The 15,601-nt window shown below is 67.9% G+C and carries 14 protein-coding genes; 3 read left to right on the forward strand and 11 right to left on the reverse strand.

Annotation, left to right across the window (positions count from 1 at the left end):
- Positions 1-4: 4 nt before the first annotated feature.
- Positions 5-400, reverse strand: a complete 396-nt coding sequence (gene arr, locus ABL840_RS32535) for an NAD(+)--rifampin ADP-ribosyltransferase (protein ID WP_093307678.1) — start codon at positions 398-400, stop codon at positions 5-7.
- Between the two features lie 94 nt (positions 401-494).
- Positions 495-974, reverse strand: a complete 480-nt coding sequence (locus ABL840_RS32540) for a GNAT family N-acetyltransferase (RefSeq protein ID WP_176947667.1) — start codon at positions 972-974, stop codon at positions 495-497.
- 626 nt (positions 975-1,600) lie between these two features.
- Here ABL840_RS32540 and ABL840_RS32545 point away from each other — a divergent pair.
- On the forward strand, positions 1,601-1,996 hold the full coding sequence (locus ABL840_RS32545) for a hypothetical protein (protein ID WP_093307675.1): 396 nt from the start codon (positions 1,601-1,603) through the stop codon (positions 1,994-1,996).
- Positions 1,997-2,047: 51 nt separating this feature from the next.
- On the opposite strand, the gene ABL840_RS32550 is transcribed toward ABL840_RS32545, so the two are convergent.
- Genes ABL840_RS32550 through ABL840_RS32570 form a run of 5 tightly spaced genes read right to left on the reverse strand, consistent with a single transcriptional unit; the run spans position 2,048 to position 8,367 of the window.
- Complete coding sequence (locus ABL840_RS32550; RefSeq protein WP_093210072.1) at positions 2,048-2,908, reverse strand: isocitrate lyase/PEP mutase family protein; 861 nt, start codon at positions 2,906-2,908, stop codon at positions 2,048-2,050.
- 19 nt (positions 2,909-2,927) lie between these two features.
- Complete coding sequence (prpF, locus tag ABL840_RS32555) at positions 2,928-4,124, reverse strand: 2-methylaconitate cis-trans isomerase PrpF (protein ID WP_093307673.1); 1,197 nt, start codon at positions 4,122-4,124, stop codon at positions 2,928-2,930.
- 18 nt (positions 4,125-4,142) lie between these two features.
- The gene (acnD, locus tag ABL840_RS32560) at positions 4,143-6,749 is read right to left on the reverse strand and encodes a Fe/S-dependent 2-methylisocitrate dehydratase AcnD (protein WP_093307672.1); all 2,607 of its coding nucleotides are present in this window, start codon (positions 6,747-6,749) and stop codon (positions 4,143-4,145) included.
- 56 nt (positions 6,750-6,805) lie between these two features.
- Positions 6,806-7,969 (reverse strand): bifunctional 2-methylcitrate synthase/citrate synthase, encoded by a 1,164-nt coding sequence (prpC, locus tag ABL840_RS32565; protein WP_093307670.1) that lies wholly within the window; start codon positions 7,967-7,969, stop codon positions 6,806-6,808.
- Positions 7,966-8,367, reverse strand: coding sequence for an acyl-CoA thioesterase (locus ABL840_RS32570; RefSeq protein WP_093307669.1), 402 nt, complete (start codon positions 8,365-8,367; stop codon positions 7,966-7,968). Before ABL840_RS32570 ends, prpC begins: the two co-directional genes overlap by 4 nt.
- Positions 8,368-8,479: 112 nt before the next feature.
- Here ABL840_RS32570 and ABL840_RS32575 point away from each other — a divergent pair, with 112 nt between their 5' ends.
- Positions 8,480-9,901: a short-chain fatty acyl-CoA regulator family protein gene (locus ABL840_RS32575; protein ID WP_093307667.1), complete on the forward strand. Its 1,422-nt coding sequence runs from the start codon at positions 8,480-8,482 to the stop codon at positions 9,899-9,901.
- A 9-nt stretch (positions 9,902-9,910) separates the two neighbouring features.
- Here the strand turns inward: ABL840_RS32575 and ABL840_RS32580 are convergent, their stop codons facing one another.
- Positions 9,911-11,461 (reverse strand): amidase, encoded by a 1,551-nt coding sequence (locus tag ABL840_RS32580; RefSeq protein ID WP_093210063.1) that lies wholly within the window; start codon positions 11,459-11,461, stop codon positions 9,911-9,913.
- Positions 11,461-12,453 (reverse strand): Bug family tripartite tricarboxylate transporter substrate binding protein, encoded by a 993-nt coding sequence (locus tag ABL840_RS32585; protein ID WP_093307665.1) that lies wholly within the window; start codon positions 12,451-12,453, stop codon positions 11,461-11,463. Before ABL840_RS32585 ends, ABL840_RS32580 begins: the two co-directional genes overlap by 1 nt.
- Before the next feature lie 158 nt (positions 12,454-12,611).
- Between ABL840_RS32585 and ABL840_RS32590 the strand changes: the two genes are divergently transcribed.
- Positions 12,612-13,529 carry a LysR family transcriptional regulator gene (locus tag ABL840_RS32590; protein WP_093307664.1) on the forward strand — a complete coding sequence of 306 codons (918 nt, stop codon included), beginning with the start codon at positions 12,612-12,614 and terminating at the stop codon, positions 13,527-13,529.
- Between the two features lie 24 nt (positions 13,530-13,553).
- Here ABL840_RS32590 and ABL840_RS32595 read toward each other — a convergent pair whose 3' ends face one another.
- Entirely contained in the window at positions 13,554-14,789 is a 1,236-nt protein-coding gene (locus ABL840_RS32595) for a dienelactone hydrolase family protein (protein ID WP_093307662.1), read from the reverse strand.
- A gap of 43 nt (positions 14,790-14,832) precedes the next feature.
- Positions 14,833-15,357, reverse strand: coding sequence for a flavin reductase family protein (locus ABL840_RS32600; RefSeq protein WP_240652178.1), 525 nt, complete (start codon positions 15,355-15,357; stop codon positions 14,833-14,835).
- Positions 15,358-15,601 lie beyond the last annotated feature (244 nt).

The following is a 15,601-nucleotide window of genomic DNA, read 5'->3' on the forward strand; positions in this document are numbered from 1 at the left end:
GGGCTCAGTTGATGATCTCTCCCATGCCAACGCGCACGCGCTCCCTGAGCTGCCGGATGTACTCCGGATCGAAGGGCTCCCAGGTCTCCAGTTCGCCGACGATTCGCAGCGGCTCCCTGCTTCGGTACGAGCGCGTGGGATTGCCCGGGAACTTCTTGTCGGTGACGTTGGGATCGTCCTCGCAGGCCCCCATGGGTTCGACGATGTAGACGCGGCCACGGCCGTCGCCCTTCGCCATTTCGGCAGCCAGCCCCGCGCCCTTGGGCCAGGCGGTGAAGTAGATGTGGTTCATGACGACGCTGTCGTCGTAGTTCGACCGAAAGCCGGCCGTGAGCAGATCACCCACCTGAAGGTCCGCGCGCGTGCCGTGGAAATAGGGGCCGGCATCCAGGATAGCCATCGCGGGTCGCTCCTCTGCGGAAAGGAAAAGCCGCGGAGTCTACTCGTGTCGCTCTTCTTCACGGAAGCCACCTCGCGTGAGGTCCGGTCCGGGACTAGACCTCGGGCCTGAGCTGCTTTCGCATCGGTTGCGCCTCCATATCGAAGGCCAGGACCGCAGGCCCTTCGGCAACGAATCCGTTGCGGAGATAGAACTCCCGGGCTGTACGCGTGCTCTCCAGGCGCAAGGCCTCGACCCCCGATCGATTGGCGTCGTCTTCGATTGCCATGAGCAGCGCCTTGCCCACTCCTGCGAAGCGCACGGAGGGCGCGACGTAGCAGAGGGTCACCTCACCGGATCTCGAGGCCGACCCGAATCCGACCGTCACCCCGTCGACACTGGCAACAACCGAGAACGCGCTTGGCGAAGAGATGACCATGCGCACGAAATCAGGCGTCTTGTTGCGCAGCCACCCTTGAAGCACTTTCGCGTCGCCGCGGTGGTCGTCGTGACAGCACTCGAGGATTGAACTCCGAATGACACCGCAGGCGTCGATCGCATCGCCTGCCGTCGCTGGTCGGACTTGGATTTTCATTGGCTTCCAGTGTGTCGGCTCTTGGCCGAATTGTGCCGGTGAGCCTGACCAGTTGGCTCTGGCCGACTCGAGCCGCACGCGTGGCTCGCCCCTGAAGCCGGGGCCTCGACCATTCGCGTGCCGATGCACTGGAGCGAAGGCCTGCGCTCCGAGGTATGAGAAGGGCCGAGCTTCAGCTGAAACGTGGGTCACGTCTGCGCGGGAATCAACAGACCATTTACAACCGCCGTACGCACGACACAGCACAACACAAACCACTGCACCGTTGCCTTCATAGTGCTCTTCCGCCGTCACCGGCGCGTTGCCACGGAGTTTGCCCAAGCCACCCCACAACGCCCTTCGGCCACCTTGCCGGAGGGCCATCGGAGCACAAGTCGTGTCGTCGCCGAAAAAGAACGCCGCCTTCCTCGTCTCGATCTCGGGCCACCACCTCCCGGCATGGCTGTGGAGCGCAGGAAGAAGCAGGCCTCGTTCGCGTGCACCGGCCGGATCCAGCGCGCAAGAAGTAGCGCTTTTTAGTTAATTCCATGTAACACCATCGGGCACTACCGACAGGCCAACCAGACGCTTGGACGCACGCGCATGGCTGAACGCACGCCGACTACGCGACGTCAGAGAGGCATGTCATGTTCACACGCTATGCCATCCGCGCCCTGCTTTGCATTGCCGCCGTGCCCGCCGTCTCCGAGGAGTCCGCCCCCGTCCAGAGCCGCGTGTTTCTGAGCAAAGCCGAGATCGAGACCACCTTGATCGGCAAGCCCATCATTTCAAGCAATCTTTCGACCGGCATGGTGTCGCGCTGGCAGTTCTATTCGGATGGCCGCGTCGACTTTGTCAATCAAAGCGGGCCCGGCAAGGCGTCGGGCAAGTGGGTTCTCAACCCCGACGGCTCGATGTGCGTGACGATGATCTCTCGAACCGGCTGCCGCTACTGGTTCAGGAACGAAAAGGACGGTGGCATTGCGAATGCCCAAACCAGGGAGCCGAATGCGCCTACCGTGGCTGAGATCCGATTTGAGTGATGGTGCGAGATTGGGTGGTTCGGCCTCGCATGCAGGACCTCGCACAGCCCATCAGGTATACCGCTTCTCCAGCGCATCCCACTCCGGCTTCCCCACCAGCCTCTGCCGCTCCGCAAAAGGCGTGACCAGCCCGCTGGACTCCTGCACTTCCTTCTCGTCGCGCAGCACCGTCAGCGCCTTCTGCATGCCCGCCACCGCCCCCTGCAGCGCCGCGTTGGCATACAGGACGATGCCGTAACCCAGCTCGCCGAGTTCGGTCGCGTTGAAGATCGGCGTCTTGCCGCCGATCACCATGTTCATGAGCTGCGGCCTGTCCAGGCGCTTCGGCAGCGCCCGGACCTCTTCCTCCTTCGTCACGGCCTCGACGAAAAGGATGTCGGCACCGGCCTCGGCGAACTTCTGCGCCCGCTCGACCGCGGCCTCGAAGCCGTGGACGGCGGCCGCGTCGGTGCGGGCCATGATCAGCAGGTCCTGGTCCTGGCGGGCGTCGACGGCGGCCTTGATCTTGCTCACGGCCTCCTCGGTGGAGATGACTTCCTTGCCCGAGAAATGGCCGCAGCGCTTGGGCGCCACCTGGTCCTCGAACTGGATGCAGTCGGCACCGGCGCGCTCCAGCGTGCGGACCGTGTGGCGCACGTTCAGGGCATTGCCGAAGCCGGTGTCGGCATCGACGAGCAGCGGCACCGAGACCGCGTCGCGGATGCGCGCGGTGTGGTCCGCGATTTCGGCGAGCCCCATGAAGCCCTGGTCGGGCATGCCGAACCACATGTTGGTGACGCCCGCGCCGGTGATGTAGATCGCCTTGAAGCCCAGGTCTTCGATGACCCGGGCCGACAAGGCGTTGAAGGCGCCCGGCACGATCAGGCCGCGGCGGGCCTGCGCGAGGGACTTGAGTTGCTTGCGGGTAGACATTCGAAGAACTTCCAATCGATCAGAAACTGTCGCCGGGCACGCGCACCCAGCCTTCCATCAGCACACGGGCGCTGCGGCTCATCAGGGCCTTGGTCACCACCCATTCGCCGCCGCTCTTGCGCGCCTCGGCGCCGACGCGCAGCGTGCCCGAGGGATGGCCGAAGCGCACCGCCGCGCGTTCGCCGCCGCCGGCCGCGAGATTGACCAGCGTGCCCGGAATGGCCGCCGCCGTCCCGATGGCCACAGCAGCCGTGCCCATCATGGCGTGGTGCAGCTTGCCCATCGACAGCGCGCGCACGAGCAGGTCGATGTCCGCCCCGCGCACGGCCTTGCCGCTGGAGGCCGTGTAGTCCTTCGGCGGCGCGACGAAAGCGACCTTGGGCGTGTGCTGGCGTGTGGCCGCCTCGGCGATGTCCCCGATGAGGCCCATCTTCAGCGCGCCGTGCGCGCGGATCGCCTCGAACATCGAGAGCGCCCTGGCGTCGCCGTTGATCGCGTCCTGCAGCTCGGTGCCGGTGTAGCCGACGGCCTGCGCCTCCACGAAGACGGTCGGGATGCCCGCGTTGATCATCGTCGCGCGCAGCGTGCCGACGCCGGGCACTTCGAGTTCGTCGACCAGCCGGCCCGTCGGGAACATCGCCCCGCCCGCACCTTCTTCTTCCGCCGCCGGATCCATGAATTCGAGTTGCACCTCGGCGGCCGGGAAGGTCACGCCGTCGAGCTCGAAGCCGCCGGTCTCCTGCACCGCGCCGCCCGCCATGGGCACGTGCGCGACGATGGTCTTGCCGATGTTGGCCTGCCATATGCGCACCACCGCCACGCCGTCGCGCGGCACGCGGCCCGCGTCGACGAGGCCGTTGGTTATGGCGAAGGGGCCGACTGCCGCCGAGAGGTTGCCGCAGTTGCCGCTCCAGTCGACGAAGGGCTGTTCGATCGACACCTGGCCGAAGAGGTAGTCCACGTCGTGGCCGGGCCGGTCGCTCTTCGAAAGAATGACGGTCTTGCTGGTGCTCGAGGTGGCGGCGCCCATGCCGTCGATCTGCTTGCCGTAGGGGTCGGGGCTGCCGATGACGCGCAGCAGCAGCGCGTCGCGCGCCCTGCCGGGCACCCGCGCGGCTTCGGGCAGGTCCTGCAGGCGAAAGAACACGCCCTTGCTGGTGCCGCCGCGCATGTAGGTGGCGGGGATCCTGATCTGCGGTGCGAAGGAAGAAGCCATGGTGTCGCGATTCTCCGCTCAGGCGATGGCTGGCGCCGCCGCGTTCGAGGCGAGGAAGTCCTGTGCGAAGCGCTGCAGCACGCCGCCGGCTTCGTAGATCGAGACTTCCTCGGCGGTGTCGAGGCGGCAGGTCATGGGCACTTCGAGACGCTCGCCGTTGCGGCGGTGAATGACCAGCGTCAGGTCGGCACGCGGCTCGCGCGCGCCGCTCACGTCGTAGGTTTCGGTGCCGTCCAGGCCCAGCGTCAGGCGGCTGGTACCAGGCTTGAACTCCAAAGGCAGCACGCCCATGCCGATCAGGTTGGTGCGGTGGATGCGCTCGAAGCCCTCTGCCGCGATGGCCTCCACGCCGGCCAGCCGCACGCCCTTGGCGGCCCAGTCGCGCGAGGAACCCTGGCCGTAGTCGGCGCCCGCCACGATGATCAGCGGCTGCCTGCGCAGCATGTAGGCCTCGATGGCCTCCCACATGCGCATGACCTGCCCTTCGGGCTCCACGCGCGCCAGCGAGCCGGCTCGCACGCTGCCGTCTCCCTTGCGCACCATCTCGTTCTTGAGCGTGGGGTTGGCGAAGGTGGCGCGCTGCGCGGTGAGGTGGTCGCCGCGATGGGTGGCGTAGGAATTGAAGTCCTCCTCGGGCAGGCCCATCCTGTGGAGGTACTCGCCGGCCGCGCTGTCCATCAGGATCGCGTTGGAGGGCGAGAGGTGGTCGGTGGTGATGTTGTCGGGCAGGATCGCCAGCGGCCGCATGCCCCTGAGCGTGCGTTCGCCGGCCAGGGCGCCTTCCCAGTATGGCGGGCGGCGGATGTAGGTGGATGCGGGGCGCCACTCGTACAGCGGCGCCACCTTCTCTCCGGTGTCCGGCTGGATGGCGAACATCGGCTCGTACACCCGCCGGAAGTGTTCGGGCTTCACGCTCGACTTCACGATGGCGTCGATCTCCTCGTCGGCGGGCCAGATGTCCTTCAGGCGCACCTCCCTGCCGTCGACCACCGCCAGCACGTCGCGCTCGATGTCGAAGCGCACGGTGCCGGCAATGGCATAGGCCACCACCAGCGGGGGCGAGGCAAGAAAGGCCTGCTTCGCGTACGGATGGATGCGGCCGTCGAAATTGCGGTTGCCCGAGAGCACCGCCGTCGCGTACAGGTCGCGATCGACGATCTCCTGCTGGATTGCCGGGTCCAGCGCGCCCGACATGCCGTTGCACGAGGTGCAGGCGTAGGCCACCACGCCGAAGCCGAGCTTCTCGAGCTCGCCCATCAGGCCGGCCTCCTGCAGGTACAGCGTCACCGCCTTCGAGCCCGGTGCCAGCGACGACTTGACCCACGGCTTTCGCACGAGGCCAAGGCGGTTGGCGTTGCGCGCCAGCAGGCCGGCCGCGATCACGTTGCGCGGATTGCTGGTGTTGGTGCAGCTGGTGATGGCCGCGATGATCACGGCGCCATCGGGCATGCGGCCCGGCTCGTCGCGCCACGGCGCCGCGATGCCGCGCGCCGCGAGCTCGGTGGTGGCCACGCGCGCATGCGGATTCGACGGGCCCGCCATGTTGCGCACGACGGTCGACAGGTCGAAGTGCAGCACGCGCTCGTACACCGCGTCCTTCAGCGCGTCAGCCCACAGGCCGGTGTGCCTCGCATAGGTTTCGACCAGCCGCACCTGCTCGTCGCTGCGGCCGGTGAGGCGCAGGTAGTCGATGGTCTGCCGGTCGATGGCGAACATCGCGGCCGTGGCGCCGTACTCGGGCGCCATGTTCGAGACGGTCGCGCGGTCGCCGAGCGTGAGGCTGGCCGCGCCCTCGCCGTGGAACTCGAGGTACGCGCCCACCACCTTCGACTTGCGCAGGAACTCGGTCAGCGCCAGCACCACGTCGGTGGCGGTGATGCCCGGCTGCGGCCGGCCCGAGAGCTTCACGCCGACGATGACGGGCAGGCGCATCCACGAGGCCCGGCCCAGCATCACGTTCTCGGCTTCCAGTCCTCCCACGCCGATGGCGACCACGCCCAGCGCATCGACGTGCGGCGTGTGGCTGTCGGTGCCCACCAGCGTGTCGGGGTAGGCCACGCCGTCCTGCGCGTGCACCACGGGCGACATCCGCTCCAGGTTGATCTGATGCATGATCCCGTTGCCCGGCGGGATCACCTCCACGTTCCTGAAGGCCCGCTTCGTCCAGTCGATGAAGTGGAAGCGGTCTTCGTTGCGCCGGTCTTCTATGGCGCGGTTCTTCTCGAAGGCATCGGGGTCGAAGCCGCCGCACTCCACAGCCAGCGAATGGTCGACGATCAACTGCACCGGCACCACCGGGTTCACCTGCGCCGGGTCGCCGCCCTGCTCCGCGATGGCGTCGCGCAGGCCCGCCAGGTCGACCAGCGCGGTCTGGCCAAGGATGTCGTGGCACACCACGCGCGCCGGAAACCACGGAAAGTCGTGCTCCCTCTCTCCCTCGACGATCTGCGTCAGGCTCTGCCGGAGGATGGCCGGCTCGCAGCGGCGCACAAGGTTCTCGGCGTGCACGCGCGAGGTGTAGGGCAGCGTGGCCCAGGCGCCCGGGCGGATGGCCTCGACGGCCTCGCGTGCGTCGAAATAGTCCAGGGAGGTGCCGGGGAGCTTCTTGCGGTATTGGGTGTTCATGGGGCGGCGCTCGGGCCTCTTCTTCGTCTTGGCTTGTCTCGTCTCTTCTTCGCTTTTTACTTCCGATCCTGGATCGGCGCGAACTTCAGGTCTTCCGGGCCCGTGTAGTTGGCGCTGGGCCGGATGATCTTGTTGTCGACGCGCTGCTCGATGATGTGCGCCGCCCAGCCCGAGGTGCGCGCGATGACGAAGAGCGGCGTGAACATCGCCGTGGGCACGCCCATCATGTGATAGCTCACGGCGCTGAACCAGTCGAGGTTGGGAAACATCTTCTTGGCCTCCCACATCACGCCCTCCAGCCGCTCGGCGATGTCGAACATCTTGGTCGAGCCGGCCTCCTGCGACAGCGACTTCGCCACGCCCTTGATGACCACGTTGCGCGGGTCGCTCACGGTGTAGACCGGGTGGCCGAAGCCGATCACGACTTCCTTCGCCTCGACCCGGCGGCGGATGTCGGCTTCGGCCTCGTCGGGCGAGTCGTAGCGCTTCTGGACTTCGAAGGCCACCTCGTTGGCGCCGCCGTGCTTGGGCCCGCGCAGCGCGCCGATGGCGCCGGTGATGGCCGAGTACATGTCGGAGCCGGTGCCCGCCACCACGCGCGCGGTGAAGGTCGAGGCATTGAACTCGTGCTCGGCGTAGAGGTTGAGCGAGGTGTGCATCGCGCGCTCCCAGCTCGCTGGAGGCTTGCGCCCGTGCAGCAGGTGCAGGAAGTGCGCGCCGATGGAGTCGTCGTCGGTCTCGACATCGATGCGCCTGCCCTGCGTCGACCAGTGGTACCAGTACAGCAGCATCGAGCCGAGCGAAGCCATCAGCCGGTCGGCGATGTCGCGCGCGCCCGGCAGGTTGTGGTCTTCCTTCTCGGGCAGCATGCAGCCCAGCGACGAGACGCCCGTGCGCATCACGTCCATCGGATGCGCGCCGGCGGGCAGTTGCTCCAGCGCCTCCTTCAGGCTCGCGGGCAGGCCGCGCATCGACTTCAGCTTGGCCTTGTAGGCGCGCAGCTCGGCCGCGGTTGGCAGCTTGCCGTGCACCAGCAGGTGCGCGATTTCCTCGAACTCGCAGACCTCGGCGATGTCGAGGATGTCGTAGCCGCGGTAGTGCAGGTCGTTGCCGGTACGGCCGACGGTGCACAGCGCGGTGTTGCCGGCCGTCACGCCGGACAGGGCCACGGATTTCTTGGGCTTGAAGCCGGGAGCCGTGGGGGTTGCGATGTCGTTCATGCTTCTTCCTTCTCTCGATGCAGGTAGGCGCCGGGAATGCGCGCGGGCCGGCCGTTGCCATCGACGGCGACCATCTCGAACCAGGACCGCAGCACCGCCCGCGGCTCGCGCCCGAGCTGCTGCGCGGTGCCGCTCACGCAGACCGTCAGCGAGCTGCGGCCGACGCGGCTGATCCAGCCGCGCAGATGCAGCACATTGCCCACCGGCACTGGCGCGAGGAACTGCGCGTCGCCGCAACGGGCCATTACCACGTCGGACTTCGCGAACGCCCGCGCGCACAGGAAGGCCGCCTTGGACATCAGCATCAGCGCGTTGCCGCCGAAGAGCGTGCCGTAGTGGTTGGCGTGCTCGGGAAACACGATTTCCGTGAGCTCGACCGCCTCGTTCTGGTTTGTCATGGATTCGCAATTTACGCAAATGCGTGGCCATAATGAAGGACTGAAACAGCCAATCATTGCGAATGGAAAACGCGATATTTGCGAATATTGCAAATACGCCAGGAGCCGCACGATGAGCAAGACATTCATGGGCGTGCGCCTGCGCAAGCTGCGCGCGGAGCGCGGCATGACGCAGGTGGCGCTGGCCCAGGCGCTCGGGCTCTCGCCCAGCTACCTCAACCAGATCGAACAGAACCAGCGGCCGCTGACAGTGGCCGTGCTGCTCAAGATCAGCCGCACGCTGGGCGTCGACGTGCAGCAGTTCTCCGAGGACGAGGAAGCCCGCCTCGTGTCGAGCATGCGCGACGCGCTGGCCGACAACCCCGGCGGAGAAGCCGTCGCGCTGCCCGAGCTGCGCGAAGTCGCCTCGCAGATGCCGGCGGTGGCGCGCGCATTGCTCGCACTGCACCACCGCCACCAGGAAGCCATGGAGCGGCTCGAGATCATGGCCGCCGGACTCGGCGACGGACGCGGCGAGCTCACGAGCGCACGCCCCATGCCCTTCGAGGCCGTGCGCGACTTCTTCTTCGCCCACCAGAACCACTTCGAGGAGCTGGACCTGCGGGCGGAAAGACTCGCGGAAGAAGCGCGCGGCCACGGCGGGCCGCTGTCCGAATGGCTGCAGCAGCGGCTGCTGGAGCAGCACGGCGTGCGCGTGGTGCCCACCGATGACGACGCCATCGACAGCCAGCGCCGCTACGACCCCGCCAGCCGCGTGCTGCGCCTGTCGGGCGGCCTGGAGCCGGGCCAGCAGTCGTTCCAGCTCGCGACCCAGCTGGCGCTGCTGGAGCAGACGCGGCTGATCGAGTCATTGCTGGAAGGCGCCGGCTTCGACGACGCCCCGACGCATGCGCTGGCCCGCATAGGGCTGGCGAACTATTTCGCCAGCGCGGTGCTGCTGCCGTACGAGCTCTTCCTGAAAGCCGCGGAAAGCCTGCGCTACGACATCGACCTGCTGGGGCGCCGCTTCGGCGTGGGCTTCGAGACGGTCTGCCATCGCCTGAGCTCGATGCAGCGGCCCGGCGCGCCCGGCGTGCCCTTCTTCTTCATCCGGGTGGACCGCGCGGGCAACATCTCGAAGCGGCAGTCGGCCACGCACTTCCACTTCTCGAAGACCGGCGGCACCTGCCCGCTGTGGAACGTGTACGAGGCCTTCGCGCAGCCCGGTCGCGTGCTGAGGCAGCTCGCGCGCATGCCCGACGGGCGCACCTACCTGTGGGTGGCGCGCACGGTGTCGCACGGGCAGCGCGGCTTCGACTCGCCCAGCAAGACCTTCGCGATCGGCCTGGGCTGCGACATCCGCCACGCGCCGCGCCTGATCTATTCCAAGGGCCTCGACCTGGCCGACCAGGAGGTGCCCACGCCCATCGGCATGGGCTGCAAGGTGTGCGAGCGAACGGCCTGCCCCCAGCGGGCGTTCCCGTTCATCGGGCGGGCGCTGGACGTGAACGAGAACGAAAGCAGGTTCACGCCCTACGCGGTGGCGGACGCGTAAGGCGCCACCTCAGACGGCCGACACGGCTTCGGACGCGGCGAGGCGACTGTCGCCGAAGACGGGCGGCGTCTTCACGATCGACTTCAGCGCCGGTTCTGCCGCGCGCAACGCGCTCAGGTCGGGAATCGGCCGGCACAGGCGCGGGTCGGGTGCGAACGCCGCCTCCATCGCATGCGCCGCGCCCAGCAGCTGGTGGTCGGCCCTGAAGCCGCCGACGATCTGCAGCCCGAAGGGCATGCCCGCGTGGTCGACGCCGCAGGGCAGCGAGATGGCCGGGTGCGTGGTCAGCGTGACCACGTAGGTCAGCGCGAGCCAGCGGTAGTAGTTGGCCTGCGGCTCGCCGTTGATGGTCGCGGCGTACAGCTGCGTCCAAGGGAACGGCGAGACCGGCGTGGTCGGCGACAGCACCAGGTCGTAGTCGGCGAAGGTCGCCTGGAAGCGCTTGAGAAGCCGCGTCTGCTCGGCCTGCGCCCAGGCGCTGTCGAGCAGGCTCATCTTCGCGCCCATCTCGTAGTTGGCGCGCGGGTTGGGGCCCAGGCTTTCGGGGTCACGCTCGTAGGCCGCCTGCATCCCTGCCACGAAGGCCTCGGCGCGCAGCACGTCGAAGCAGCGATGAGCCTCGCCCATGTCGAAGCCGACCTCGTCGCAGCGGGCGAACAGGTGCCGCATGGCTTCGATCTTCCGGCGGAAGGTGGCGCGGATGTCGTTGTCCACTGCGCAGGTGCCGAAGTCTTCGGTCCACGCCACGCGCAGCCTGCCGAGGTCGACGCGCTGCGGCACGAGGAAGGACAGCGGATCGAGCGGATAGCTCAGCGGATCGCCCGCAGTCATGCCCGCGGATGCCGCCAGTTGCAGGCAGGCTTCCTCCACGGTGCGGCCCATGGGGCCGACGACCGAGATGGGCGTCCAGCCCAGCGGCTTGCGCACGCTCGGCACCACGCCGGGCGAAGGCCTGAAGCCCACCACGCCGCACTTGGCCGCGGGAATGCGCAGCGAGCCGCCGGTGTCGGAGCCGGTGCACACCGGCAGCATGTCGCAGGCCAGCGCGGCCGCGGAGCCGCCGGAAGAGCCACCTGCGTTCAGGTTCGGATTGAAGGGGTTGCCGGTGGCGCCCCACACGTCGTTGCGCGAATTGGCGCCCGCTCCCATCTCGGGCACGTTGGTCTTGCCCGCCACGATGGCGCCCGCGCGGCGCAGGCGGGCCACGAGTTCGATGTCTTCCGTGGGCACATGGTCGCGATAGATCGGCGAGCCCCAGGTCGTGAGCAGGCCCTCTGTGGGCTCCAGGTCCTTCACGCCCATCGGCAGGCCGTGCAGCAGGCCGAGCGTGTCGCCGCGCATCACGGCGTTCTCCGCCTCGCGAGCCTCGGCACGCGCGCGCTCGAAGCAGGTGGCGGTCACCGCATTGACGAAGGGGTTCACGCGCTCGATGCGCGCGATGCATGCCTCCAGCAGTTCGACGGGCGAGACTTCCTTGCTGCCGATGAGGCGGCGCAGCTCGACGGCGGATTTCTCGACGAGCTCCGTGGTGGTGTCGTGCGTGGTTTTGGTGAAGCTCATCAGTCGGCGGTGATGTTGGCGCGCGCAGCGACGGCACGCATGATCGGCAGTTCGCGGTTGATCAGCTCGACGCTCGCGGCGGCGTTGCTGTAGCTCGGCTCCAGGCCCGCAGCCAGCAGCTTGGTCTTCGTCTCAGGGTCGGCGATCGTCGCGGCCAGTGCCTTCTCCAGCCTGGCCTTCACGTCGGCGGGCACGCCCTTCGGCGCTGCGAGCATGAGCCACGAATCCATGTCGACCTCGGCATAGCCGCTCTCGGCGAAGGTGGGCACGTCGGGCAGCAGCGCCGAGCGGCGCGCGGTGGTCAGCGCGATGGCCTTGATCTTGCCGCTCTTGAGCTGCGGGACGGCCGCGCTCACCGTGTCGATGCTGAACGGGATCTGGCCGCCCATCAGGTCGGTCATGGCCGGTGCGCTGCCCTTGTAGGGCACATGCGTCATCTTCAGGCCGGTGGCGTGCAGCATGGTTTCGCCCGCGAACTGCGCGGTGGTGCCGGTGCCGAAGGAGCCGTACGAATATCTGCCGGGCGAGGCCTTCACGTACTCGACGAACTGCTTGACCGTCTGCACCGGCACTTCGCTGTTCGCCAGCAGGATCAGCGCGACGCGTCCGGCGATGCCGATCGGCTCGAAGCTCTTCACCGGGTCGTAGGGCAGGTTGCTGCGGATCGCCGGATTGACGGTGAAGGTGGAGCCCGAGCTCAGCAGCAGCGTGTAGCCATCGGGCGCGGACTTCGCCACGTAGCTCGCGCCGACCACCGTGCCGGCGCCGCCGCGGTTCTCGATCACCACCGGCTGCCCGAGCTCCTTGCCCAGCCGCTGCGCGATCACGCGGCCGTTGACGTCGGTGGCGCCGCCGGGCGGGAAGGGAATCACCAGCGTGACCGGCCGGGCGGGAAAGCCCGTCTCGGCGGCAAGAGAAGTCAGCGGCACGGCGCCAAATCCAAGGCTGCAGCAAAGCAATGCCATGCGCGCCACGAGCGGGAGACGGTTCATCGGAACTCCTGGAATTTCGACTGGATGACGGGGGTTCGAGGTGCGAACGAGTTCATCCTAGGATCGTCATGCCGGTGTCACAAGCGCAATGTTTAGAATTCTGCGTTGCCAAATCGGCAATCGACAGCATCCATTCCACCCACGCGCAGGAGCCATTCATGCCGTCGCCTCGTGCCCTGCAGGAACCCGCGGTCCGCTACTTCCTCGAGGTCGTGAAGACCGGTTCGGTGAAGGAAGCCGCGCTCAAGCTCAACGTGGCGCCATCGGCCGTGAGCCGGCAGGTGGCGCGGCTGGAACGCGAACTCGACACGCTGCTCTTCGAGCGCCATGCGCGCGGCATGGTGCCCAACGCCGCCGGTGAGCTGCTGGCCGCGCACGCCAAGCGCGCGCAGCAGGACATCGAGCGCGTCGCCAACGACATCGCCGGCCTGCGCGGACTGCGCACCGGGCACGTGCGCGTGGCGAGCACCGAGGGCTTCGCCTTCGACTTCATTCCCAGGCTGATCGCGCAGTTCCGCCTCAAGCACGCGGGCATCCGCTTTCACCTGGAGGTCTGCGCGCCCGCCGACATCTCTCGGCTGGTGCGCGATGGCGAAGCCGACGTCGGCATCACCCTGGCCGCCTGGCCCGAACCGGGCGTCGAGGTCGAGCTGCGGCACCCGAGCCCCATCCTCGCCGTGATGGCCATGGACCATCCGCTCGCGCAGCAGCGGCAGCTGTCGCTTCGACAGGTGGTGGCGTATCCGCTGGGGCTGCCGCAGGAAGACAGCTCCATCCGCCGGCTGCTCGACGCCAGCTGCTCGCGGCAGGAGCTGCGCTACGAGTTGGCCATGTCCAGCAACCACGCGAATTCGCTGCTGAGCTTCGCGGCGGCTGGCGGCGGCAGTATCGCCTTCTACGGCCCGCTGTCGATCCGCACGCTGCTGCAGAGCAAGGCGCTGGTCGCCATTCCCCTGAAGGACCGCGAGATGCACGAGCGGCACCTCGCCATCGAAACCATGGCGGGCCGGTCGCTGCCCGATGCGGCAAGGGCCTTCGTGCGCTTCCTGGTCGACGCGGTGAAGGCTTCGGGCTGAGCCCTCAGGGCTTCAGCCTCTGCCCTACTGCTTCATCAGCGTATTCGAAGGCAGAGTCTCGTCCAGCAGCTTGCGCGCGGTCTCGATGCCCGCCACCGGCAGCAGCTTCGCATCGAGCAGCCCCACCTGCACCAGCACGCTGGCCTGGTCCCAGTAGATGTGCTCGTGGTAGAGCTTGTCGCCGCGGAACTTGATGACCGCCAGCAGCGGGATCTCCACGCGCTTTCCGGTGGGCGCCACGCCCGGCAACATCCACGGGATCTCGGTGGTGTGAGTGAAGCAGAACAGCATCTCGTCGACCACCTGCGTGGCGCCCACGGTGCGCGAGATCGGCACCAGCGAGGTGTCGGGCGGGTTGCTGTTGACGAAGTGGTTCGTATAGAACGCGTGCAGGTTCTTGTAGCCCACGCCGCCGGTCATGGTCGGGATGTGGTTGACGTAGGGCTCGGCCACCATGGTGGACATGGTGTCGTCGACGTTGCGGGTGCCGAACTCGTACTCGCAGTGCTTGTCCCACAGCGCGGGCAGGTCGTAGTGCGGGCCGATGGTGCCTTTCAGCGCGGCAATGCTGCGCTCGTGGGCCATGAGGGCCGAGGGTTTGTGGAAATGCTCGCCGCCTAGGCGGGCGAAGGCGTGGTCCATGCCCGGATACACATGCAGAGAGACGCCGGGTCGGCCCTTGAGCGCGGAGACGATGCGCTCGCGCGCCTCGGGCGGGCAGAACTTGTCGAGCTCGGCGATGTGCAGCGTGAGGGGGCGCTGGATGTTGTCGGCCTCGTCGAGCGCGGCGTCAATGCCCACGCCGTAGTAGCCGACGGCGACGTCCGCGTCGGTGCGGCAGGCGCTGAGGTAGGCGAGCTTGCCACCCAGGCAGAAGCCGAGCACGCCGACCTTGGCGTCCTGCACTTCGGGCCGCTGGCGCAAGGCGGTGATCGAGGCCTGCATGTCCTCCATGCCCTTGGCTTCGTCGAAGCCCTGGTAGAGGGCGAAGGCGCGCTGCCAGTCTTCCGGCGAGTAGCCGAGCTGCACGCCGGGCTCCTGCCGCCAGAACAGGTCGGGCACGAGCACCACGTAACCCTCTTCGGCGTAGTAGTCGGCCACCTCGCGCATCGTGGCGTTCACGCCAAAGATCTCCTGCGCCAGCACCAACCCCGGGCCGGTGCCCGAGCGCGGCACGGCGAGATAGCCGCTGAAGCTGCCGCTTCCATCGGTGGCCTGGATGCGGACCTGCCGCGTGGTGTCGGTGGCTTTTTGCTGCATGTGAATTGCTCCGTTCATTGGGTGAGTGGTTCAGGCTGCGCGCTCATTGCACGCACTCCGGGTGCCGCGTAGTCACCTGGTAGTAGCCCGAGTGAAAGACCAGCGGCTCGCCGTCGAAGCGCTCGTAGCGCTCGACCTCGCCGATGAAGATGAGGTGGTCGCCGCCGTCGTACTGCCTCACGTTGCGGCACACGAAGCGGGCGATGACGCCGTTGAGCAGCGGCACGCCGGCCGTGCCCTCGCAGCAGTCGACCCCACCGAACTTGTCCGGCTGCGGCGTGGAGAACTGCCGCGACAGGTGATGCTGGTTCGCCGCCAGCACGTTGATCGCGAAGTGGCTGGCGCCGGTGAAGTCGGCCACGCTCGGCGCCTGCCGCGCCAGGCTCCACAGCACCAGCGGCGGATCGAGCGACACCGAGGAGAACGAGTTGGCGGTCATGCCCACGCGGCGGCCGTCGATGGCCCGCGTCGTGATGACGGTGACGCCGGTGCTGAACTGCCCGAGCGCCCTGCGGAAGTCGCGCCGGTCGAAGCGGTCGACGGCCGCCTCGCGCGCCCGGTCCTCCAGGAAGCGGTCGGCCTGCGCGGCGTCGAACCACCAGGGCGCGAACGCGCGCGGGTCGTCGAAGCCGTTCACGATGGTGCTCGCCACCGCGGGCATGTGGGTGGCGCTCTGCAGCAGCTTCTGCAGGTGGGGCCGGGGCGGGGCGAGCAGGCTGTTGGTCCAGTCCGCGGCCCAGCGGGCGTAGCCTTCCCAGTAGCGGTCGAAGGTCTGCTGCATCCATTCGGCGTCGAAGGGCGCGTCGACGTTC

This window comes from Variovorax sp. NFACC27, from assembly GCF_048301545.1.
GTDB lineage: Bacteria > Pseudomonadota > Gammaproteobacteria > Burkholderiales > Burkholderiaceae_C > Variovorax > Variovorax gossypii.

Excerpts from the sequence above, each read along its gene's own strand:
- ABL840_RS32540 (WP_176947667.1), bottom strand. The coding sequence starts at position 974 with ATGAAAATCCAAGTCCGACCAGCGACGGCAGGCGATGCGATCGACGCC.
- ABL840_RS32550 (WP_093210072.1), bottom strand. The coding sequence starts at position 2,908 with ATGTCTACCCGCAAGCAACTCAAGTCCCTCGCGCAGGCCCGCCGCGGC.
- acnD (WP_093307672.1), bottom strand. The coding sequence starts at position 6,749 with ATGAACACCCAATACCGCAAGAAGCTCCCCGGCACCTCCCTGGACTAT.
- ABL840_RS32575 (WP_093307667.1), top strand. The coding sequence starts at position 8,480 with ATGAGCAAGACATTCATGGGCGTGCGCCTGCGCAAGCTGCGCGCGGAG.
- ABL840_RS32545 (WP_093307675.1), top strand. The coding sequence starts at position 1,601 with ATGTTCACACGCTATGCCATCCGCGCCCTGCTTTGCATTGCCGCCGTG.
- ABL840_RS32580 (WP_093210063.1), bottom strand. The coding sequence starts at position 11,461 with ATGAGCTTCACCAAAACCACGCACGACACCACCACGGAGCTCGTCGAG.
- prpF (WP_093307673.1), bottom strand. The coding sequence starts at position 4,124 with ATGGCTTCTTCCTTCGCACCGCAGATCAGGATCCCCGCCACCTACATG.
- ABL840_RS32595 (WP_093307662.1), bottom strand. The coding sequence starts at position 14,789 with ATGCAGCAAAAAGCCACCGACACCACGCGGCAGGTCCGCATCCAGGCC.
- ABL840_RS32570 (WP_093307669.1), bottom strand. The coding sequence starts at position 8,367 with ATGACAAACCAGAACGAGGCGGTCGAGCTCACGGAAATCGTGTTTCCC.
- ABL840_RS32590 (WP_093307664.1), top strand. The coding sequence starts at position 12,612 with ATGCCGTCGCCTCGTGCCCTGCAGGAACCCGCGGTCCGCTACTTCCTC.
- ABL840_RS32585 (WP_093307665.1), bottom strand. The coding sequence starts at position 12,453 with ATGAACCGTCTCCCGCTCGTGGCGCGCATGGCATTGCTTTGCTGCAGC.
- prpC (WP_093307670.1), bottom strand. The coding sequence starts at position 7,969 with ATGAACGACATCGCAACCCCCACGGCTCCCGGCTTCAAGCCCAAGAAA.
- arr (WP_093307678.1), bottom strand. The coding sequence starts at position 400 with ATGGCTATCCTGGATGCCGGCCCCTATTTCCACGGCACGCGCGCGGAC.